20 protein-coding genes and 1 pseudogene are annotated in these 21,266 nt (G+C 38.7%); 3 read left to right on the top strand and 18 right to left on the bottom strand.

The features are described from left to right. Nucleotides 1–135: 135 nt before the first annotated feature. The 6 genes from WFI24_RS31020 to WFI24_RS31000 all read right to left on the bottom strand — a co-directional run bounded on the left by WFI24_RS31020 (nucleotide 136) and on the right by WFI24_RS31000 (nucleotide 4,289). Complete coding sequence (locus WFI24_RS31020) at nucleotides 136–1,320, bottom strand: hypothetical protein (RefSeq protein ID WP_336765698.1); 1,185 nt, start codon at nucleotides 1,318–1,320, stop codon at nucleotides 136–138. A gap of 377 nt (nucleotides 1,321–1,697) precedes the next feature. Beyond that, entirely contained in the window at nucleotides 1,698–2,045 is a 348-nt protein-coding gene (locus WFI24_RS31015) for a WG repeat-containing protein (RefSeq protein WP_336765697.1), read from the bottom strand. Continuing rightward, nucleotides 1,936–2,388 (bottom strand): WG repeat-containing protein, encoded by a 453-nt coding sequence (locus tag WFI24_RS34615; RefSeq protein WP_442956284.1) that lies wholly within the window; start codon nucleotides 2,386–2,388, stop codon nucleotides 1,936–1,938. The genes WFI24_RS31015 and WFI24_RS34615 overlap by 110 nt, the downstream gene beginning before the upstream one ends. Next, nucleotides 2,373–2,843, bottom strand: coding sequence for a WG repeat-containing protein (locus WFI24_RS31010; RefSeq protein ID WP_336765696.1), 471 nt, complete (start codon nucleotides 2,841–2,843; stop codon nucleotides 2,373–2,375). The genes WFI24_RS34615 and WFI24_RS31010 overlap by 16 nt, the downstream gene beginning before the upstream one ends. 543 nt (nucleotides 2,844–3,386) lie before the next feature. Continuing rightward, a complete protein-coding gene (locus WFI24_RS31005; protein WP_336765695.1) occupies nucleotides 3,387–3,557 on the bottom strand; it encodes a hypothetical protein in 171 nt (56 codons plus the stop codon). 591 nt (nucleotides 3,558–4,148) lie between these two features. Further along, on the bottom strand, nucleotides 4,149–4,289 hold the full coding sequence (locus WFI24_RS31000) for a hypothetical protein (protein ID WP_336765693.1): 141 nt from the start codon (nucleotides 4,287–4,289) through the stop codon (nucleotides 4,149–4,151). 685 nt (nucleotides 4,290–4,974) lie between these two features. On the opposite strand from WFI24_RS31000, the pseudogene WFI24_RS30995 reads away from it, so the two are divergent. Then, a pseudogene (locus WFI24_RS30995) lies at nucleotides 4,975–5,184 on the top strand (aldo/keto reductase); the annotation flags it as partial. 958 nt (nucleotides 5,185–6,142) lie between these two features. On the opposite strand, the gene WFI24_RS30990 reads toward WFI24_RS30995, so the two are convergent. The 12 genes from WFI24_RS30990 to WFI24_RS30935 all read right to left on the bottom strand — a co-directional run bounded on the left by WFI24_RS30990 (nucleotide 6,143) and on the right by WFI24_RS30935 (nucleotide 15,707). Next, nucleotides 6,143–6,328 (bottom strand): hypothetical protein, encoded by a 186-nt coding sequence (locus WFI24_RS30990; protein WP_336765692.1) that lies wholly within the window; start codon nucleotides 6,326–6,328, stop codon nucleotides 6,143–6,145. A 117-nt stretch (nucleotides 6,329–6,445) separates the two neighbouring features. Continuing rightward, entirely contained in the window at nucleotides 6,446–6,670 is a 225-nt protein-coding gene (locus WFI24_RS30985) for a hypothetical protein (protein WP_336765691.1), read from the bottom strand. A 143-nt stretch (nucleotides 6,671–6,813) separates the two neighbouring features. Further along, nucleotides 6,814–7,107 carry an AbrB/MazE/SpoVT family DNA-binding domain-containing protein gene (locus tag WFI24_RS30980; RefSeq protein ID WP_336765690.1) on the bottom strand — a complete coding sequence of 98 codons (294 nt, stop codon included), beginning with the start codon at nucleotides 7,105–7,107 and terminating at the stop codon, nucleotides 6,814–6,816. A 28-nt stretch (nucleotides 7,108–7,135) separates the two neighbouring features. After that, the gene (locus WFI24_RS30975) at nucleotides 7,136–8,707 is read right to left on the bottom strand and encodes a hypothetical protein (protein ID WP_336765688.1); all 1,572 of its coding nucleotides are present in this window, start codon (nucleotides 8,705–8,707) and stop codon (nucleotides 7,136–7,138) included. Between the two features lie 17 nt (nucleotides 8,708–8,724). After that, complete coding sequence (locus tag WFI24_RS30970; RefSeq protein WP_336765687.1) at nucleotides 8,725–9,381, bottom strand: hypothetical protein; 657 nt, start codon at nucleotides 9,379–9,381, stop codon at nucleotides 8,725–8,727. A 15-nt stretch (nucleotides 9,382–9,396) separates the two neighbouring features. After that, on the bottom strand, nucleotides 9,397–10,425 hold the full coding sequence (locus tag WFI24_RS30965; RefSeq protein WP_336765685.1) for a conjugal transfer protein TrbL family protein: 1,029 nt from the start codon (nucleotides 10,423–10,425) through the stop codon (nucleotides 9,397–9,399). Continuing rightward, a complete protein-coding gene (locus tag WFI24_RS30960; protein ID WP_006211790.1) occupies nucleotides 10,422–10,688 on the bottom strand; it encodes a hypothetical protein in 267 nt (88 codons plus the stop codon). Before WFI24_RS30960 ends, WFI24_RS30965 begins: the two co-directional genes overlap by 4 nt. Continuing rightward, nucleotides 10,685–11,251, bottom strand: a complete 567-nt coding sequence (locus WFI24_RS30955) for a hypothetical protein (RefSeq protein WP_336765684.1) — start codon at nucleotides 11,249–11,251, stop codon at nucleotides 10,685–10,687. The genes WFI24_RS30960 and WFI24_RS30955 overlap by 4 nt, the downstream gene beginning before the upstream one ends. A 2-nt stretch (nucleotides 11,252–11,253) precedes the next feature. Beyond that, the gene (locus WFI24_RS30950; RefSeq protein ID WP_336765683.1) at nucleotides 11,254–12,342 is read right to left on the bottom strand and encodes a M23 family metallopeptidase; all 1,089 of its coding nucleotides are present in this window, start codon (nucleotides 12,340–12,342) and stop codon (nucleotides 11,254–11,256) included. After that, nucleotides 12,343–14,211 (bottom strand): VirB4 family type IV secretion system protein, encoded by a 1,869-nt coding sequence (locus WFI24_RS30945; protein WP_336765682.1) that lies wholly within the window; start codon nucleotides 14,209–14,211, stop codon nucleotides 12,343–12,345. It abuts the gene before it with no gap. 195 nt (nucleotides 14,212–14,406) lie between these two features. After that, nucleotides 14,407–15,465, bottom strand: a complete 1,059-nt coding sequence (locus WFI24_RS30940) for a hypothetical protein (RefSeq protein ID WP_091161923.1) — start codon at nucleotides 15,463–15,465, stop codon at nucleotides 14,407–14,409. A gap of 17 nt (nucleotides 15,466–15,482) precedes the next feature. Further along, complete coding sequence (locus WFI24_RS30935; protein WP_006211785.1) at nucleotides 15,483–15,707, bottom strand: TrbC/VirB2 family protein; 225 nt, start codon at nucleotides 15,705–15,707, stop codon at nucleotides 15,483–15,485. Nucleotides 15,708–16,605: 898 nt separating this feature from the next. Between WFI24_RS30935 and WFI24_RS30930 the strand changes: the two genes are divergently transcribed. Beyond that, nucleotides 16,606–18,057, top strand: a complete 1,452-nt coding sequence (locus WFI24_RS30930; RefSeq protein WP_336765679.1) for a hypothetical protein — start codon at nucleotides 16,606–16,608, stop codon at nucleotides 18,055–18,057. Nucleotides 18,058–18,818: 761 nt separating this feature from the next. After that, a complete protein-coding gene (locus WFI24_RS30925) occupies nucleotides 18,819–20,018 on the top strand; it encodes a hypothetical protein (RefSeq protein ID WP_336765677.1) in 1,200 nt (399 codons plus the stop codon). Nucleotides 20,019–21,266 lie beyond the last annotated feature (1,248 nt).

The following is a 21,266-nucleotide window of genomic DNA, read 5'->3' as shown; positions in this document are numbered from 1 at the left end:
TAAGATCGTATATGACCTCATCAACAACCCGTGAAATAAAGCTCCATCCACAGAAAGAGTGAGATAATGACAGTCGATATATAATTGAAATTAATATCTTAAACTCCTGAATAATATAAATGATATTTCCTAAGCTTAATTCGTTAGAAAGCTATTTTCGCTATACTCTTGGTAAATGCCATTCCCCAACGCAATGTCATAGGCAGGCGCCTCCCAAATAACCAGCTTCCCGCTATCATAAAGGATAGCGAAGGTGTGATTCATTCCATTCTTATCGACAACAATTTCTTGTATGCTTACTGGGTAACTAGTCTCTACGATATTCTCAGTATCGAATGGAGCAAAAGCTTCGTACAGAAGATCCAGGTTGTCCGTATTATTGATCGGTCCGCTGAAGAACGACTGTACGGCATCCGACTCCCAATCTTTTTTATTGAAGGCCATCAAAAAGGCTTTCATTTGTTTCTGATATTCAGTAGGAGAAGACACTTTCCCACGTTGCATGACTAGATCATCGACACCTATATTATTGAGAGGATCCCAAGCAATAGGACTGTTTTTTCGCTTCTGTTCTGCACGAAATGGAGCGAATATGCTCTCTCCCTTGAAGTTCCAAATATAGACAACCGGCTGCTGAATTAAGGAAGTTTCCGTCCCCTCGAGCGATAGCAGATACTCTTCGTTTTCTTTATCATAGATGGTTACAGTAGAGTTGAAACTTGCTTCATCCCCCGCAACATAGCGGAACGGAGCATACTTGTCCATGATCTCGACCAACCAGTTCGGATTATCGAAATTAGGGAAATAAGGTAGTACCCGTTCCAACTCACCGCTGTTGAGTGCTTGGATGAATTGACGATACTCGTGCTGCACAACGGCGTGATCTGATTCTGTCTCCGATCGATGACCGTTAAACATCTCGGTAAACCGCCACTCCCCATTCTCCTGAACAGAACGAAGAACAAGCACTGAATCTGTAGCCTTCTCAGAAGTATAGTAGTAAATGTGATGCGTACTGTCAGGGGAGTCCGTAAAGCTCATCCGATAATCCCCCGGATTATTCGAGTTACTGGTGTGTAGCTTGTTATATAACTGTTCGGAATCCGTATTGGTAGCGTTCCAATAATAGGTAGAGAAAAACGACGGGATTTTATCATACTCTCGGTTATTATAGAGTGAAATAAACGCCTCGCCCATTTGGTCTGGATCGGAGTAAGATTTCTCGTCGCCAACGGTCGTAACTGTGTTCTTCTCCTGTGATGACTGCTCTTTTTCATCTTTACAGCTGACAAGCAAAATTATGCTTAATACACCTATCATACAAAGCCATAAACTCTTTTTATACTTGTTACGGTTAATACTAACAAAGCCCATCATTATTCCGCCCCTTATTGGTGTATCTTGGAAAATTACTCGAATATCAAACTTCGACATCATTCGATTATTTTCCTTCTTTAGACTCTTCTTATTCAACACACCATAAATAACGTCCATCAATTATCGTATGGAGCACTACATTCAAGTTAAAAACGATATAAATGAAAAAGAACCCCTTATAAATTGGGATTCTTTAAAGTTACATTTTTTTGAAACAAGAAGACTTAGACAATTTTTCTGCTCTCAGCACAAATATTCAGCATTTGAAGACTGTTCCTCCGTATCGTCTCAGTGCTCCTACTGTCTTAACCCGTGAGATATTATTTTAATGGATTATAAATAAACCCATACTTGAGAGTATTTTTGTCTTGAACGAGAGCTAATCCGCTGTTAAAACTTCCTACACTAGCGTATTGAGGTTTAATCACCTCTTTGCCTGTCTTATCGATAAACCCATATAACGTATCACCATTTATTTCTTTTCCAACAGCCGCCAAACCTTCATGGAAATCTTTCAACTCATTATACTTTGGTTTTATAATGATTTTCCCCGTTTTATCAATAGCTCCAAATAGACTTCCCATAGATATAAGAGGATTGTACAACTGCCATGCCTTCACTAAATGAAGATATCGTTTCGTATTCTTTTCTATTTGTTGGCTTAACAATTTTCTTCCCTGTTTTATTTATGACTCCCCAGTAGCCTGAAGGATTTACTATTATCGCTAATCCATCATGGAAATCTGTGATCTCTATGAATTTTATAGAAGTAACGTTAGTGAGAACAATTTTTCCTGTTTTGTTAATGTATCTATTACTACTTGTAGTATTTTCATCAAGATAAACACGGGCAATACCTTCATTAAAGTTATCTGCTATGTAATATTGAAATTTAATTATTGTTTTCCCGCTTTTATCAATGTATCCCCATTTTCCATTTTTCTTAACTGCAACTAATCCCTCATTAAATCCACCAGAGCCTTCTCCTAGATAACCTAAAGCTCCGCCAATAGCTTGTATTGGGGTTTGATGACTTCTTTACCCTTACGGTCAATGAAACCCCATAAATTGTTCTTTTTAACAGCAGCTAAACCTTCACTGAAATCTTTGACAGATTGATAATTTGTATCTATCACAACTTTACCGTTTTTATCAATAAACTTCCATTTCTGATCATATACTCTGGAAAGTCCTTCACTGAATCGATAAGACCCATGACGATAAATATCAAAGTTATATTGAGGTTCAACAACCCAATCACCAGATGTATTAATTACTCCAGCCTTGTAGTCTAAGACTACCCATGCAAGTCCTTCACTAAAAGTGTATGTACCATCATATATTGTTGCATTGTCATACATTGATTCAATGACTGGAGCTGAACTAGTATTATTTGCTTGTATTACTGGAACGAACACCATAAAAAATAATGTTATGGAAAGAAGTGTGATAGTCAACTTTTTCATTTTTAAGTCTCCAATTCGGTTATTTTATATATTCTTATTCATTCGAAATTTGGAAGTTAAACTCCAGCTAAAGCTAAAATACTCATTTGACTCCTCCCTTATGATATTAGGACAATAGTACCGGTTCTATTATACCAGTATTAAATGAGTAAAAGTACTAGTTGAATTTATTGAAGACGTTCGTAGACTTATGAAAAACCACTCTTTCTACAAACTCTTGTACACTAAAGAATATCAATCATACAGCCAAAAAGTGATTAAGGAACCAAATGTATCCATATGAATGGTTGGTCCCTTGTTTAATTGAATGTAATGGAGTGCATACTCTACACCGTCAATCTTCAAGTTAATCCTGCTACTGTAGTTGAAGAACTACTTAATTGGAAGCCCAATCCCTAGACGTTTACTTGATCAGAATAGCTTACTGTTAGAGTCCTTGAAACAGGAGTTACGAAAATGGGCTCATATACAATCTCTATGGGGAATGATTGTTTGCCCAATGTATCAAATTTTAGTGTATAAGATATCCAATCTGAGCCATAACTATTTTTTCTGTGTGGTCGATTTTCCTTTTTCCTTAATCGTCATCCTCGGAAAAGTACCCATTACGATGGTCCGCAACCCTTCGGTCCAGAGAATCCCTATCAGCCGCATCATCCAAATAATCAATTTCAGCTCTGCTTCTATTCGACCTGCGGGCTTCGTCGGCTGCATCTTCCCTGTCTCTTTCTAATTGCAGCTCGTATTCCTGGTTAAGGGAAGAATAATCGGAGATATAATTATGGTCAGAAGAATAGTCGCTGCCTGAGCCATAACGGGTAGTTAACTCCTTGAAAATAAAGGGACCGTGTATACCAGAAAAATAAAACAACAAATTCCTAAGATAAATAGAAGCGGCAAAACTAACCATAGCCATTGGTGTAGGAAAAAGAACGGAGTTTGGGAGAATCCGTAGACTATTCTCAGTTTCATACCTGCTCCTTGCAAAGTTGGATGTAGCGCAATATGAAATATAAGATAAAGTAAATAACAAAAAGAAACTGATTAAACTATATAGTTGTCCTTTTTGTAGTAATAGCAATGAATAAAAAGAGGCCCGCAGTTACCATGTATGCCACTTATTATTCACATTTACATTTACGTATACGTAAATGTATACGTAATATTTAAGAGGCCATCTGCAATTTGCAAGTGGCCTTTTGCTTACGATTTTAAAAAAAACCGTGGGAATAAGAATTAGTTGTCGCGAGTTCCTCGCAGACTTAAGGGAAGTGTTTCACTGAACCACCATCCACCCGCAGGAGTTTACAGTCTGATTTCCAAATTGCTGTAATTTTGGACAGTTCCCGTTTTTGGGATAATAACGCCAGGTATGTCGAACAGGTTATCGAGGTAGATGCTGACCTGATCTGGCTGGCTTCCCGTATGGTGGAACATGCGAGACAAACGAAGCTTCCTTTTGGAAGGCACAATCCTTGGTTTCCAACCTTACAACGTATTTACAGAAGCTTGTCGCATTAGAATTCAGGAAACAAACGTTCGATAAAGGCTTGTTGAAGGGCAAGCTCTGTTTTCCTATGCCTGAAAAAGTCAGATCCGGGCTTGTCTGAGGTGAAACAAGTCCATAGCCGATCTTGTTTTGACGATCATAATTATTTCACGGATTCAGGAAATTGATAATATTAATTGAACAGGTTTCCGGGATTTCTCCCGAAGACCTGTTCTGTGCCAATTATATTCTCTTACATCTGTATGCCTTGAAGAAGTCAACGTCTCATTTAATTGAGTTAAAATAGATACTTCACGTTGTATTTCAAAAGGTTACCCAACTATCAACATTATGCTGTATAGCGTGTTATTCTTTATATTTAGCATCAGTGATAGGCCAAGCACTCTTGCGTTACTTCTTTAAAAAGTTGAGCACAAGTGTTTGAGAGGAGAAGCTCTATTACTATAACACCCAGTTCCTATGTGTATATCATGACGTTCTGCAGTTAAATACTCCCTCAGTTGAAGCTTCAATATTTGTTCTTGACAATAATATTCTAGCCGAGACGTCTATTTAAATGTTTAAATAACTCCATGAAAGAAGCCAAGTTTTTTTCAAGTGCGTACACATATTTAAAATTTTGGAATCAACGTGAATATGGAGAATGATGATGTGGTGAACTGTGATGGCAGTATCTTGATTATTGCCGTCTGTATGATAACACCAATTCATCCATGATAACCTTTCCAATACAAATTGTTTGAAGGTGTCTTCTGGGGCAACGCAAAAATCGATGAGATTGCAGCGAAGTATGAGGTGAGCAATACGACAATCGCTATCGCTTGGTTGTTGGATCTACTGCTGCTCCACCCCCTAAACAAAGCATCTTCAGCAGCCTATCATAGAACCAACGACAGCGACACCAGCAATATAAAAACGCCGGAACTCCCTCCTAGGACCGGCAAGCATTCACTTCTCGTATGAAAGATGAATAGACCAAAAAAAACCATCTGTCCGGACTTTTGCTTGGACAGATGGTTTTTTGTTTCTGAAGAAGTTTTTATTTTCACAAACCAAGTGTGACAAGCCGTCACATCAAAAACCGAACGAAAAAAATGTCATTGTACTAAAAGTATTAAAAATACGAACGATTGATGAATGCTTAATTTAAGTTACCTAAAAGGCTGTTATTTTTGAACATTCTTTTTCATACCACCAGTAGCGCCCATTTACGATTCTCATGCCCAGGACGGCCAACGAGTCTTGACTGTCATAATGTGGGAGGTACATCAAAATTAGACCCACCCCGTCAAGTTTCACTTTTTCTTGGAAGGTCTCCATTTGAAGCCACAGTTCATACAGCCGTTAACAATTTCACTTCTCCCAACGAAGCCGACTAAGATACTTACAGGCAAGGACAAACTAATTGATATCCAACAAATAATGCCGAAGAAAATGAAACCTTCAGTTTCCCCACCCCCTATACCACTTCCACCACTCACATTCTGCATAAAAAGATAAGCCCCAACCGTACCGACTAACACTAATATGAGTGGTAGTAATCCCATCCACCCAAGTGTTTTGAACATGTTTGAAAAACTGTAACCCCTTTTATTGGCTACAATTTGCTGTGACTTGCATTTGCGACAAGTAACGGAACTTACATGATTTGCAGTGTTCGATTGAATCCCCGCTCTAGACTGACCGCTCCTGTTATCTTGGGAGAGCGTTGTCTTGTTAGGTTGATTGATTGTTGATCTAGTAGTACGTTGCACTTCTTTTAACTCCCTCCGGATGGTCTCTTTGTCGTTTACTTTACATATTCTTTAATAGCTAAAAGGGCCTCTCGGGCATCTTCCTTATTTTTAAGAACAAGTTCTTCGTCAAGGTACTCCTCGTATTCCGAATCGATCCCCATCTCCTCATCAAGCTCGGCTGAGGCATATTTAACTTTAACCCATTTTGTGGTTACTACATTAATCTTAAGATTTAGCATAGTTTTGGCGACTTCTGTACTTGCAGCCCCATCCGATTTTGTGAAATAGTCAATTGCCTCACTGTCTACTAGGGCCTGTTCTGCCTCCGTAATCTCAAGCGTGTCATACCCTTCATTTTATATCTCAGTCGCCAGCGTCAAATAGTCGAGTAGCCGTGCTGCCTCCTCTGAAATAAACTGTCCTGAGTATTTTTCTTGTACTTTAAATTCAAATTTGATGTCGTCACCGCCACCGCATCCGGAAAGTAATAAACTAAGTCCGGCCACTATTGCAATCATCACCCCGGCCTTACTCTTTCCCTTTGCCTTATTTCTCTGATTTTTAGGCGGTTTGGATTTCATGTAAATTCCCCCTCAATGTATTCAGTATATTTATCGGTTGAAGTGTACTAAAAAGAGAGCCTTTCAGCTCTCCGAATATCCACAATATATCAACGTTGGACGAGTTCCGTGAAAAAAAAACAACCCCAAAGGGCTGCCTTCCTTCAATCCTCATTTGATTTTTTATACTCACTTAATTCTTCAATTAATTTTTCCAGCCCTTCAGGGCTTAACGTTACTGTTCCATTTCCAAATGCAAAGGTGTGATTTGCTTTTGTTGATTCTCCTGTAACTAAACAGGGTTCCAGATTGTCGTATTTTTCAATGATGATCCTCTCACCATCACTGAATACTTCAAGCATCTGTTTCTCCCCTAAATGCAGTTCTTTACGAATCTGCTTTGGAAGAACAAATCTTCCTATCTCGTCAAGACTCCGGATATACTTCTTCTTTTGCAAACCATCCTCCCCCTGCCCAAGTTAGATTCTAGATTCTGTTTACGTTAGCTTTAATTTGTTCAATCTTCTGTTTCAGCTCCTTCACTTGCTTATCATCATTTTTATTTTGAGCAACATTGATTTTATCAGTGAGTTCCTTGATTCGTCGGTTGCTGGATTTGAACTGAGTCACTTTCTCTTTCATTTCGGGATCATCCCCGGCTAATTGAGTAGCTTCTTGAATCAATCCTGACCAGAGATAAGAAACCAGAAGCTGGTTTTTTCTTCTGTCCGCAAGCTCACCATCTGTCATATCAATATCCTTCGCTAGGCCGATTACAGTATCATATTTAGCTGTCATATAGGCAACCTCATAATTAATCGATGCAGCATCAGGGTATTGTATCTGTAGTTCCTTTAGTTTGGCCGTTTCTTTGTTCTCAATCATTTTCATGACCACTGTATCGGATTGGGTGGGGTCAAGCTGTAGGAGCTCTTCATAAAGCCCTTCTTTTTCATATAATAGTACCATTTGTTTCTTTTCGGCTTCAGCCAGGTTCTCGTATCCGACTGTTTCCAATATTTTTAGAGCTTCTTCGTTTTCGCCATTCATGACTTTGCGGTAAACATCGGCCGCCTGATCTGAGTTCAGCGCTGGCTTCTCTTGCGTCTGCTGCTCCTCGGCGTTTTCTGAAGATGCTGCATTCGCGTCCGGATTAGGCGGTGTGAGTGTGTTCGCTAAAAGAATTACGGCCGCTACACCCACCGATCCCAAGTAAAAATACTTGGAACTGAAGAAGCCTTGTTTTTCTTCCAGATCGCCTTTCTTCTTGACAGGTCGAGCAAGATCATTTTTGGATCGCAAGCCGCGGTTCAGCTTCTCTACAAATTCAGATGAAGTTGCAGCCGTTAACTTCCCGTTAGCCTTGGCTTTTCGAATTTCCTTGCGTCTTTCAAAAAATTTCATTTGCTTTAGGTTTTCCTCGTACTCCCGGTGAATCTCTTCCTGACGTTCCACATTTACAATGGTTTCTTCCAGCACCCGTTCAACTTCCTGGACTGACGAGGCCCTAAGCACCTGTTCTGCAAACCTGATTACTTTATCCCTTTGGTCTATAAAATCAATTAGCCGCGGCTTGCCCAAAACCCTATAAAGTGTAGTTAAGGATAACAAAATTACTTCTTTCAGTCCATCCAACGTAGGAGGGGTGCTGTAAAGCCTATGACCTTCAAATTCAAAGACCAGAGCCTTAATTTTACTATCTGTCAGATCCACAAAAAGATTATTTTTATCCCACAAAATCGCTGTATTAGGATTATTTTTAGCTAATTCAATGAAAGATCGGAAATAGTAAATTTGGTCTTCAAAATACAACTGTCGCAAGTAGAAAAAAGATTTCATGTCTTCTAAAAAGTAAGTGAACACCAGGCGATTAGTCACAAGTGTTATATCATGTGCAAACAAATAATTTTTGAAGGCTGCTAACGATATTCCCTTTTGCTTATAGACCGTTTCTAATTCATCCAGGCTATCAAAATCGGTATACGAAAGCGGTATGCTGTAGTGAACTTCATTACCAACCACTTCAATTTCACCATATTTATTAACAGTAGATTGCATACTAGTTTTCACTCCATTCACTGAATTTCTAGATCTTCTTTTAATTTTTCAGGATTATACTGGTCTACTTCATCTTGATCTTTCTTTTCCAGATTAGAACCGCCTACAAAAAAACCATCATAGATAAGCTGTACCTGATTATCATTATTTTTAACGAAGTGTAGTTTGTATGTTTTAGGATCGCCACTTGCGTATTTTCCGGGTATTACATAAGTCATCGGGATGATTAGCTCACTTACATTAAGGTTGGGATAATAAACTTCTTGTACTTCTTCTAAAAGCAAGCCAAAACGTGAAGCACTCAGCTCCATCTTGTGATCATCATTGCTACTTGTCCCACTCTCTGGATAGATGCGTGATTGTTCATGAATAGATATGGTAGATTTAATTTTCTCTGACATTTCTTTTTGTAAACCATCTACATCTGCTGTAGAAAACACTGTACGCCCATGAAATCCAGTAAGTGTAGCAACATATTGCTGTGCCATTTTTTTAGCCTTGTCAATATCTTCATTCTTAAAGACAGCTTCCCTTTGCGGTTCCTGCTGTTGCACTGGTTCCTGAACTTGTTCTCCACCACCTATAGGATTACTTACAGGTGCTGCTGAATCATCCTTGCTGCACCCCGACAAAACGATTATGAAGGCAGCTGCTAAAAAAATAAGTTTTTTCACCCTGAATCACTCCTTTTATCTACGTTTCATAACCATCATTTTAACCGCCGACTTAGCACCTGAAGCCACAGATCTAGCCGATCCAGTACTGAATCCCCATTGTCCTAATATGCCTGGAAGAGTCAACGAGAGGATAAAAAATGCTGCACCCATAAATAGGTGATACGTATCCCCAAAGTAAGAAGGTGGTATAAGGAATTGATTTAATCCGACCGCTATAGCAATAAGTTGTAATGCTAACGTGACGAAAGCAATAATGAAGTTTTTGAGCCAGAAATCGAAAAAGTTGTACGTGTCATTTATTTTTGTTGCTATCGCAATTGGCCCAGCAATATACAAAATGGCTACAAAGGCGGTGCGATAAAAGAGTTGAAGCATTAAAACAATAAGCAGAATACCGATGATTAAAATGACGATGATTGAAAACAGTCCTGGCCCCATTAGAATATTGGTAATCATGTTTAATATCATATTTTGACTGCTGATCGTGTCGATAATCTCATTCATTAGCAGCTCCTGCGCGTGCAAAATCCATTCAATGATCGAGTCGTAGACGAAGAGAAAAAATGCACTGACTACAATCGACACTATTTTTTCATTCCATACGGTTGTGCTGTCCTCCGCATCACCCATTCGTAAACTCACAATCTTCGCAGCATTAAAGGCAATAAATATGGCTAAAACAATCTTGGATAATGCAAAAATACCATCTTTATACGCTTCATACGATGGATTTCCGATCACATCTGTTGGGGATATGACAGTTTTTTTCATTAGATCTTTAATGAAATCCATGGCTGAAACCCCAGAATCCAAAGCGATTTTATAGACATGACATGATACGTCGAATCGACCACAACTTACTGTACGTTCAACCGGATCATATTTTTTGATAAAGTCTACATAGCTCTCTGGAGCATTTTCAAAAAAGGGTTGATGCTCATTATAGTAATCTCCTTCATCGGCATAACTGACTGCCGGGGAAATCGTTATTACTAACGTAAGGAGAAGAACGAAACTTGCTAACCACTTTGCTATTTTCATTGTCCTCCAGACCTCCCAATAAAGAAAATGAGAAACAGGACAACAAAAACAGCAACACTCCACTTTAATGTGATCCGATACCTTAACTCTCTGATCTCATCCTCTGTCATTTCAGTTTTGTACTCTAAATAAAATTCACGCTTTGCTTTTTCTATTGGCTGCTCATAAATTTTGGACAGTAGCTTGAATAGCTTATCTAGGCCAGCCAGCGTATTACGGGATAGCTTCAGCAATTTTGCTCTTTGGCTTGGAGATAGTCTCATTCCCCGTCCCTCGCCCTCGTAGCATTTTCTAAAGCCTCTTGTGCTTGGCGTTTTAACTCGTCGTCACTGGTATCACCCGTAAGGATGATGTCCACGTCATTCACCTTCCATTGCTCATTCTCCCGGATCCAAACCGAATGAACCGAGAAGGTTTGAATATAATCATCAGCTGGGCTATTTGATCCACCTAATTCATACTGCAGACGAAGCGTTGCATAAGATTCGGCCTGATCGTCTCTGTCCTTTACTTTTTTCGTATACAGCTGTTGTATGTCCACCTTTTGTAGACCGGTGTCTTCAGACATGTGCACGTCTTCATGATCTTTTTCCCGATTATCTTCTCTAGCAAAACGATCGGCAGCAGCCTTCGATAAAAACTCTCGATGCTTCCCCTGTGCATACGCACGTACAAAGTCTTCAGAGCGCTGATTGAGGGCTTCAACATCCTGGTATCCTGCAATGGTCTGCCGCGCCTTGTGCAGCGCTGTGTACTGGTTAAATCCCCATCCGAGAGACAATGCAAGACCAACACCTAGAAGGAGCATTATCCAACCCTTTTTCATTTCTATTCATCCTCTCTACCCATAGAGTCGTCAGCTCCTTCGTCCGGATAAGACTCTTCCTCGCTCCTCCCGATGCTTTGGAGGAAAGGCCAAGGATCTTCTCTTGTACCGTATATATCTCCTGTCTGAATTTCGAAGTGTAAATGTGGCCCCGTCACACGCCCGGTTTTCCCACATGTACCAATCTGTTCGCCTTTGGTAACATTTTGGTTTACACTAACCGATACAACCGTCATATGGCCGTATAAGGTAAACCTGTTTCCGTGATTTATGATGATATGATGACCGTAATTACCGCCGCCTGATTTCACAGCAACCGCTATAGTCCCATTGTCTACTGCATAAATTGGATCACCGATACTGCACGCTAAGTCCGTACCCTTATGCATAGTCGATGGTTTACCGGTTACTGGATGCGTCCTCATTCCATAGTGTGATGTAACCACTAAAGGAGGGGTAACAGGGTATGCATAGTCTCCGGAAGCAACATATTCGCAGTTTGCCGATAAGCCGCCAAAACTATTAACGATCCGTGTCACGGTTGGAATCCAGTGAGCATTTAGATTATTAGGATCATTTTTCGCACCGACTGGAGCGTACTTGTTACCTACTTGCTCAATGGTGACTAAGCCCTGAGAAATATAAAGTCTATACAAATTGGCGGCCATGAACTCAATGCCTTCATCCAGGGTTCTGAACGTCATAAGTCCACCTCCATCGGGTCTCATGAGTCCACCGGGATTATTTTTGTTTTTCACGGCTGGTGATTTCCCATATGTGGTTTCATGCATGGCAATGGACATCAACAAAATAGGATCAATGTTATTGTTTGTAGCAGTATCAATGAATACATCTTGTTTACCGGTAAAAACCCCTAGATCGGCAAACATTTTGTCAATGTACCCCATGTTTAATTCGCCAGGGGTACAGAGCAAAGGCCCAGATCCACCAGGTCCACTTCCGCCGCTGTTATCATCCACGATAGCGGCCATGATCGCCGCTATGACTGCTACCATGCCTGCTACAAGCGCTATGATCAAAATGTAGTACCTTGCTTTGTAGATTAAAGCCTGTTTTAAAAAGTCGTTCATTTACATGATCACTTCACTAAAAGGCTTCCGGTCGAACCATAGCTGTTTCTCTACGTCTGTCAGAACGACTTGCAGCCTAATTTTTTTAGATCCAACAAAGTACAGCCCCTTACCAGCTTCATCTTCCTTACGACCTTCCACAACCGTTATGGCCGTCTTTTCTTCTTCCGAAAATTGCATGTTCATTTCACGTTCTAAGAAGTCAACTTCAGTATCAGCCATCGGCAGATAGAATCTTTGAGTCGCCTGGTTAATAACGGCTTCTCCGTAATTTCGTTGATCGTCTCTAGCCGATAAAAAGTCCTTGATAGATTGACTGGCCGGTGTAATACCGCAGTTAAAGGATCGCAGCATTTTCATAGCCGTGTACAAATATTCCATTGCCAGAGGAACCTTCGGATCGGCAATGATATGAGCTTCGTCAATATAAAGTTGTGATTCTGATTTATCACCGTTCACCACTTCATATTGGATATGAGATAAAAGCAGGAAGTACACAACACGCTGCAACTTTGGTTTGTGCTGAAGCTCTAAAATATCAAAGTCACACAATGGATTCGTGATATCCACGTTCGTGTGACCGTTCAGGATTTTTGCAAAAAGTCCTTCGGAATACGCATATAGGATAGTGTGGAAATCAGAAATTTTCGTAAATTCTTCTTCGCCTTTTTCCTTCTTCTCTGCAAGGAAATCATACAAATCACGCATAATCGGAAAGTCTGTTTTTTTAAGTTTCCCTACGTTTGTTCGCTCGTTGATGTTGAATTTCTCGTACAACTCTATGAGATATTTTGAAAGTATATCTTCCTGAAGATCATTCATGTCTGGATACATAAGCTTAAACATGGTTAACAGGGTACTTATTTTTGCAAGCAATGGATTTCCTTCTGACATTCCCTGTCTTTCCATTTCTTTTTGTGCGTCGACGCTGATCGCCGGTATATCGAAGGGGTTAATTATGCTCCCACCATTAAAAGAGAATTTAACCCACTCACCGCCGAGACTTTTATAAATCGCCCCGAACTCTCCCTTGGGATCAATTGTCCGGATGATGTTGCCAAGCATCCATTTACGCATCATGTTCGCGAAAAGGGTACTTGATTTACCGGTTCCTGACATCCCTATCAAAAACTCATGTTTATTGTGCAGCTTGGAATCATCTACGATTACGACATTACCGGTTGTTATGTTGCGTCCCTTAATAATCCCATGTTGATCAAAAATTTCGTTTTCATGAAATGGAAAAAAGAAGCTTACTGCTTCGGCGTTCATTGGCCGATACGTTAAGTCATAGACCTTGTTATTACCAATTGGAAGAAAGCTATCAAAAGCATCTTTGAGCTTGGTCATAGGCGTTACAGTTTTTGCAAATGGCCCGACAACGGATTTAACCAGTTGCGTCAGTGTATCAAGTTGTTTATTATCCGCTGCAACAATGTGAATGAGCAATTGGAACATGTACATCCGTTCATTTTTGTAACTGAGCTGATTGAGCGTCATACGGGCACTATCAATCTGTGCTTCAGCTTCAGCCTTACCAGCATCGTTTACATACTTAGAATCAGCCTTTTGCCGGTTCTGACGTATGCTTTCAGACAACTGCTTTCGAACCTCTGCCGAATCATATTCCGTCAAAAACTGCACCACACTGATGTTCTCGCTCAGATCGTTCAAGTTCATAATGTGTTCCTGGTTCAATATAGCGCTGTATTCAACAGCAACTAGCGTACGTGTAAAGTTAGCACCTGAACGTACAAATGATTCTTCTTCTTCGATAGAGTCCGGCGATAACATATTTAATATGTTTTCATTGAAGCCGATATAAGAAGACTCTAATGTCTCCTTTTTCTTTTTGGAGAATATGCCCATGGTTCCTCTCCTTCCCTAACAAACTACAATCATTTTTTGTTGAATAAAGTTTCCTCTGTCGTACCAACTAACAAACTTATGACCCCTCCCTGTTCCCGTCATACCAACCACAAACTTATGTGTATCGTGTTTAGAAATTATAGATTTTTTGTTTTTTTTCCTGGAGAATCTGTTCATATTGCTCTCCTTTCTTTTTTACATGATGTGATCTGTCTTCATCTGCTGCCAGCTTCCACTCATTTCTTCGTAAGTCCGTTCACCCACGGTTAACGGGGAGAATAGAGCTGTTTTAAAGCTGAAATTCACTTGTGCGTTTTCATAATCGATGCAAGCAAACATTAAGTGAAAAAGTTCTTCATTATCCAAAACTTTTGTTTTCAGCTCGTAGCGTCCACCAAGCATATTTTCTATTTGAGTGCTTACGATCTTAACGTCTCGTTCCAGTTCATCAAGCACCTTTTTGCGGTTCATAGAATTAAATGGACGTGCCATTATCACGTACCTGTTCCGTGAAACCATGTTTTTACTTTTCTGTATATCGTCAACATATTTTAAATAGCTCTTAGCAAGAATTGCCTTTGGATAGGATTCCTCTTTGGCTGTTTGATCATCAATATAACGACCATAATTTGTAAGGTTTATCGGTTGAGCAATTTGGCTCACCTGAAGAGGTAACATGGATCGTGGTAAATCATTCAAAAATGTTTCATAAGCCTGAAAAATCTTCGTTTTTTCTTTCTTATTCAGCAATGACAAGTTAACACTGGATACCCGAATGACTTTCACGAACCGATTATCAGTTGTTTCATAGCATTCAGAGTACACATTCTTTATGCCAAGCTGTTCCCGTATATCTTTCGATGCATTCTTTTTTTGTTTACTGCTCATGAAATCACCTTTCGTATAGACAAATAATTTTTGCCGTCTATTGAACTGGATTCTCCATATAACCCGATGTGTAAAGAAGTTGATGTTTTTACGATCCGGGTGATGGAGGGTGAGGATGAGTAAGAATGTACCCCAAGGTGATAAACAAATTAGAAGCAATTGTGCGCTAAATGAGTAGCCAGCATGAACTAGATACCACAACACCAGAAATCCTATAGCCATTAATGGCAAAGAGATAAGTATATCCCGGTACTTGATTAAGGAGAGGATGTATTTTTTCGTATCTACATTGAGAGGAAGTTCAATCTTCCCTTCCTCCCTTAAACGGTCTCTACGCTCTACTGCTGACTGATTGTCAAAAATCACATAATCAGCCCCTTAAATTAAAGATTGCTTTGGAAATAGTCCACAATCTGTTTTGCGAGAACAAATACAATTAATCCGACAATGCAAGAGATCAAACCTTTTTTGAATCTAGGTTGATTCTCTTCCCCACCAAATGCAGCCATCAAACCACAAACCAAAATACCGATTGTAAATAGAGTAATGAAGGTTTTCGTAATATCACCAAACAATGTATTGAACAACCCTTGTAACGACTCGAACATTAAGTATTCCTCCCTTAGTGTTAACATTTTCCCTACTAATAGGAATTTTACAGGACTTCTTCTAAGTCGAATATTGGACGATACTCCCAACCATAATTAGCTAATTATTACCATATAATCCCTCTTGTTAAATCTAAATAGTATCTATTGGATTAATTTTGACATGTAAAGAAGGGATTGCCCGTTGTGAAGGCAATCCCTATAGGCAAATATCCCTAATAATTTGTTCTGCTACTAAATTTAAGTAGATTTGATTTGTGATATTGGTCCTTTTTACCTTATTTTCAAGGACCTTCTTCACGTTATTTCCTAAATTTAAGTTCAAATGAGCCTTCTTGATGTCCTCATTCATAAGATAATAGAAAAAAGACTGCTTACTGTCAGTGAATTTGTATGCTATATGCCATAATTTGATCTTTGGTTTCTTGATCAACCATAATCTCCAGATTTCCTTTTCCAGGATCGATGTACTCTCTTGATCCATGTATAGTCCGGACTAAAATGGCTCAGACCTTAATCCGGGTTTCGTTATTAAGGACAAGTATTGAAGGTAGTAAGCGTATATTGACGTCAGCTATTCATGAGAGTTCAAAGCCCGTGGTGCGTTCGGATAATTCCTCACAGTTTGTCTCTCATGCATTTGAGTTGGCTTCCGAAGGATTGAAATCCTACATGAACGTATTCCAACACGAACACTCACATCGAATAGGGCCATCGCATTCTTCCAGATGATAACTTGTAATGACTTTTCCCTATGGATAGGCATATGAGACGATCACTGAACTCATGATCTTCTACAACGAAAGAAGAATGCACTCCAATATTAAAAGACCTAGCTCCTTTGGATTTCTACAAGTTGAACATATATTCCAATATAAACTCCAAGAGTTTCTATGGTATGATAGAGTTGGAGGTGATTGTTTTGAGGGAGGAACATGTACCACAATATTTTATCAATCAAGTTGTTGATGAACTAGGTCAAAAATGTGAAGAACTCTACGATAAATTGAAAGATGGAAACATTCGGGACTTCCTGCATGACATCATTTCTTCAGAGCTCACACCTGCTAATCTTCATGAGGTAAGAAGAGTTACATTTAAAGAACTTCAAAAAACAAAGAAACGATGGCTCAAGTCTCTTCAAGAGCTTTCCGGTATATCTAAAGTAAAAAACAAACGTGTTGAGGTTGTTAAAGAACTTGACCTTGCGAATGAACTCATTGAGATGTACGGTATGGAGCAGTTTAAAAAAATTTATGAAGTAAATACGCTTGAGGAGTTAAATGTAAAACGAGTTAAAGAGATCACAAAATGGGCAAATGATAAAACATCTAGACTCATTGATTTCCTATATATTAAAGACAAGACACCTTTACAAATAAAAAAAGCAATTAAATCAGATACGATCGTTACAATTGCAGATATACTGATTAAAAACTTTGATGGGAACATTAACAAAGTCATCATTGATCAACCGCTTATTTATACGGATCACGTTGCTGTAAATCCAGGCTGGTCACGAATGAAATTAACTGAAAAAAGTGTACTCATCGATAATAAACTACATTACATCAGTGAATATCAACCGGATGAGAACTATTCACTCTTAACACTTGTTAATCAGGAAATTATAAATGAAGATCAAATTTTGCGAGCCATCGATGAAACAGATTCTAAACTATTTAGAGCTGTGCTATCCATGCGAGATCGCAAACTGTTTTTTGAAGAGCGGAAAATATATGTAACTATCGGGGATCTTGTGAGAAGAACTCAAAGTTCTGATAATAAAAGCAACTATCTTTCCGTAAAGAGCCGATTGACTAAACTTGCCAATGTTAAATTCAATGTCATCAACGATAATGAAACCCTAGTATTTGGCATCTTTGATCGATTACACATTACTGAATTTGGCGATGGAGAAATGGCTGAGATCACGATTGCAGAGGACGTCCACCAAAACTACATGATGGGTCAAGTCGTTCGCGCATACAGTGATAAGTTAATTCATTTTGAGAATCGGATGTCTGAGCATCTCATCTTTCCTTTACAAAAGGAGAGATTTCTTTGTTACTTGCGTCAGAAAGGATATACTGCTGAATTCGATTACACGTACTTTATTCACAAAATACAGTTTAAAAGTAAAAGAAAAGATATCAATTTGGCGTTTATTGAGGAGTGCTTAAATGATTTTGTTAATCATGGAGTAACGGTTGAGACCTATGTCCGAAAGAAAGATGTGTTTCAGATCACCTTTTTACCGGTTAAACCTTATGAGGCCGAGGATCTGCTTGGGAATCAACAAATCACTGATTTTATTAGCAATCCAGAACAACTAACCTTACCAATATAGTATTTCCCCCCTGATAGAGTTAGTTTACTACTAACTCTATTTTTATTTTTCCTCCAAATCTCCGCTAGTATAAACAAACTACTCCAAATCTCCGCTAAACTTTAATTTACCACCTAAATCTCCGCTCTACTTGCACGAAACACTCAGTTCAAAAATAATTCGGCGAAATTTCAAGAGGAAATTTAACTTTAGGTACAACATTTCAATAATTATTCCTCCAAATTTCCGCTAAACTTATGTACTTTATATGTATATAGACAATGCTTCTAACAATTTCAGAAGAAGTTCTCCAAATTTCCGCTGAAAGTTTCCGAAAATAAATTTTCTCCTCGTTAAACTATCACTAATCCTAGGCACACAAGGCTTTAGAGGTTTCCCCCCCAAATCTCCGCTCTATTTAAAAGTCTTATATTTCAAAGGGTACTTCATAATTTCTCCAAAACTCCGCTCAATTCGCCTCTATTTACCATGAAATTTATCGGTGATATAATGTTTAGAGAAGACAAGTAGCTTAATTTACATAATAATCAAAACTCAAAATCTATTGTCGAAATAAAGAATTCCATAAAAAAACCCAATCGCAATATTCTATCTAAATGGCTGAGTTTGGCGACCTGGCACTTAGATAGAATTCGAGAAATCGGGTTCTGGTCTTACTTCTTTAACTGATATGTCCTAATTATAGCATGTCTTTTTCAGAAAAAAAAGCCAAAACCTTTATTTCTCATACCATTTTCGGGTTGAAATGAAGGAGTGACATTATGAAGCATCATCCTGATTTATTTGACGCACGCACTCTCTACAATGACACTCGTTTGCTGTTCAAACTTAAACTGCTGCTAGGTACAGTTTGTGCTTATGGTGGCGAGGTTCCTTTATCCCAAGGAGAACTGGCTAAACGAATGGGAACCTCTACATATCGTATTCGTATCCTCCTTCAAAAACTAGATCTCGAAGGTATCATTCATTATAATGAAATCGGCATCTTATTTTTTAATCGTTATACCTTTGTAAGAGATCAGGAAGAAATGACTCCCACTAATCTATATGCTAAGAACTTTGTATTTTTCACCTGCGATGAATTCCTCGCTGAAGATCGGAATGTTCAACGATTTGTCCTTCACTATGTGGGTAAGGAGCTCGTATACATCCCAAGAAACTTCCGATGGGGTTATGTTAGCGATCTCTACGGACCAACAGGTCTCCTTAATATAAGAACTCCAAAAGAAGCTAAGCAAGTCCTTTTGAAAGCTTCTAAATATCTGAATATAAAAATACACACTGAAAACTTCCAGGTTCTCAATGTCCATCAAAAATGGATCGCCATGGGGGAAGTTTTTTCGGAAGGTGCTGAGTTGTGGGTTCAAAAACAACTGAAAAAGCATCGTTTTTGCTGTGAATTCCTATCTCGTAAAGCCGTTTGGCAAATGGCCAAGGTCATGGAAGATTATTATGTGAAATTCGGATATGAGTATGCGACTGACATTTTTGATAATGCTCTCTATCGTATTCAGCATAATAAAATGCGTTCTCAAACTTTCTTAAACATGATTTATAAGGATGATTCCGATTACATCGTAAATGACGAAAAGAATGAACTAGATGAAATCAGTGCTTATTTTCGTTCAATTATGGAGTCTGCAGAGCTCAATTACGCCGTACAGTTATCTGTAGAGCTTGATCATGTTCAACAACAAAAACAAATGGCTGAAACTATTCTCTTTACCAATGAAGAAATCTCAGACATAAACCAAAAAGTTATCGAAAAAACGGAGAAACAACAAGGCTTAATTTGGGACAAGCTTCGACTGATTAACCTTTGCTGGCTGAATCGTTTCAGATCTCATCCAGAATGGTTTGTCGAACGTTATTACCAAATAAAAACTCTACCCGCTCCTATTCTAGAAATCAAGCTAGAGATCGAAAAATTTATTTCAAAGCGAAAGAGTAAGGCTGTCTAATTTTGTGATATCAAGTTAGGCTTCTTTGAGTTGTTCTTCATATAAAATATTTCCAACTTCATGCAGTGACTTCTACAAGACGGTAGAGTGACTGCTATTTGTCTATTTGTAATTGGAAAAAATGAAAGAACCTCCTCATTATTTTAATAAAATTTACATTGAAAGTGTCTCTTTTCTGGTATTTCTCAGCCATGTTTTCACCTCATACCTGAAATGTCTGTGGATAAAGTTTTTTTCACTTTTGATTACGTGTTTATTGTTGTTTATATTACTTTCTTGTAGCTGTATATTGTTTTTCTTATTGTGAAATGAGATCAAGTAACCGTTGATATAGCGTATTTCATCGTGAGGAAAGTTTTTAGCAGTGTGTGACCAGCGTTTGACTATCTTTCCCAAAATAAAACTGATGAATTAAACCTTATGTATCAAGGGTTTTTAGTAACCATTAAAAGGTATTAACTAAATGTTTTGAACTATGGTATTAAAGAAATCCTTTGAGATATGGTTTTAAAGGATGATGTTAAAAGAGGGTTTTAATAGGTCTATAAAAACTCCATCACCTACAAGATAAAAACGAATTGAACTTTCAAATTCTCAAAAACATTAAAACCAAGTACGAAGTCTTTTAGCAAATGCATGAACAAGCGACCGCAATTAATGCCAACATCATACTGAGATCTTATATCTAACGAAACAAACATTTTAAGCTTTTTATTCCGATTCGTATAAAGACGAGCTTCAAAGGAAAACCGCATGAAATATGCACGACCACAGAACCTTTGATGTCTTTTGATAAATGACGACACCGCAAGCTAACGAGTATCATTCATATTCAAAGTTAAGGTCACTAAGCCAGGCGCTATACTAACAATCTGAATTCAAGCAACCAAGCACACATACCCTGCTCTCTCCTATCCTGAGAATATTCGTAGCCCTTCTTTATAGCTGTAAATGTATTGAATGGCTAAGCTCCTGTATTCGCTATTTAAAGTGCAGAATATCGTCTGATTACAAGTGGTTACTCAGGTAATTGGCTCCATAACTACAGATCTGTAACATCTAGTAACCGGCCACAATTATCAAGGTAGCGTAGTAGCTGTTTAATTGCCTCATCAATCTAAAGAGAGCTATGATGGCTAGCAGCAGGAAGTGAGCCGTGACACATTGTAGCTCTACCCTATAGGGACAGTTAGTTAGATCCTTAGTAGCTCTGTAAACAGCAAATTTGTGTACTGCCAAACATTATAG

The sequence above is a fragment of the Paenibacillus sp. USHLN196 genome (assembly GCF_037144955.1).
Classification (GTDB): domain Bacteria; phylum Bacillota; class Bacilli; order Paenibacillales; family Paenibacillaceae; genus Paenibacillus; species Paenibacillus xylanexedens_C.
The sequence above is the reverse complement of the archived record's forward strand: the minus strand, read 5'-3'. Positions and strand labels throughout refer to the sequence as shown.

Excerpts from the sequence above, each read along its gene's own strand:
- WFI24_RS30960 (WP_006211790.1), bottom strand. The coding sequence starts at position 10,688 with ATGAGACTATCTCCAAGCCAAAGAGCAAAATTGCTGAAGCTATCCCGT.
- WFI24_RS31020 (WP_336765698.1), bottom strand. The coding sequence starts at position 1,320 with ATGATAGGTGTATTAAGCATAATTTTGCTTGTCAGCTGTAAAGATGAA.
- WFI24_RS30965 (WP_336765685.1), bottom strand. The coding sequence starts at position 10,425 with ATGAAAATAGCAAAGTGGTTAGCAAGTTTCGTTCTTCTCCTTACGTTA.
- WFI24_RS31010 (WP_336765696.1), bottom strand. The coding sequence starts at position 2,843 with ATGAAAAAGTTGACTATCACACTTCTTTCCATAACATTATTTTTTATG.
- WFI24_RS30935 (WP_006211785.1), bottom strand. The coding sequence starts at position 15,707 with ATGTTCGAGTCGTTACAAGGGTTGTTCAATACATTGTTTGGTGATATT.
- WFI24_RS31005 (WP_336765695.1), bottom strand. The coding sequence starts at position 3,557 with ATGCAGCCGACGAAGCCCGCAGGTCGAATAGAAGCAGAGCTGAAATTG.
- WFI24_RS30925 (WP_336765677.1), top strand. The coding sequence starts at position 18,819 with ATGAAGCATCATCCTGATTTATTTGACGCACGCACTCTCTACAATGAC.
- WFI24_RS30985 (WP_336765691.1), bottom strand. The coding sequence starts at position 6,670 with ATGAAATCCAAACCGCCTAAAAATCAGAGAAATAAGGCAAAGGGAAAG.
- WFI24_RS30990 (WP_336765692.1), bottom strand. The coding sequence starts at position 6,328 with ATGCTAAATCTTAAGATTAATGTAGTAACCACAAAATGGGTTAAAGTT.
- WFI24_RS30975 (WP_336765688.1), bottom strand. The coding sequence starts at position 8,707 with ATGCAATCTACTGTTAATAAATATGGTGAAATTGAAGTGGTTGGTAAT.
- WFI24_RS30930 (WP_336765679.1), top strand. The coding sequence starts at position 16,606 with ATGATAGAGTTGGAGGTGATTGTTTTGAGGGAGGAACATGTACCACAA.
- WFI24_RS30945 (WP_336765682.1), bottom strand. The coding sequence starts at position 14,211 with ATGGGCATATTCTCCAAAAAGAAAAAGGAGACATTAGAGTCTTCTTAT.
- WFI24_RS30955 (WP_336765684.1), bottom strand. The coding sequence starts at position 11,251 with ATGAAAAAGGGTTGGATAATGCTCCTTCTAGGTGTTGGTCTTGCATTG.
- WFI24_RS30950 (WP_336765683.1), bottom strand. The coding sequence starts at position 12,342 with ATGAACGACTTTTTAAAACAGGCTTTAATCTACAAAGCAAGGTACTAC.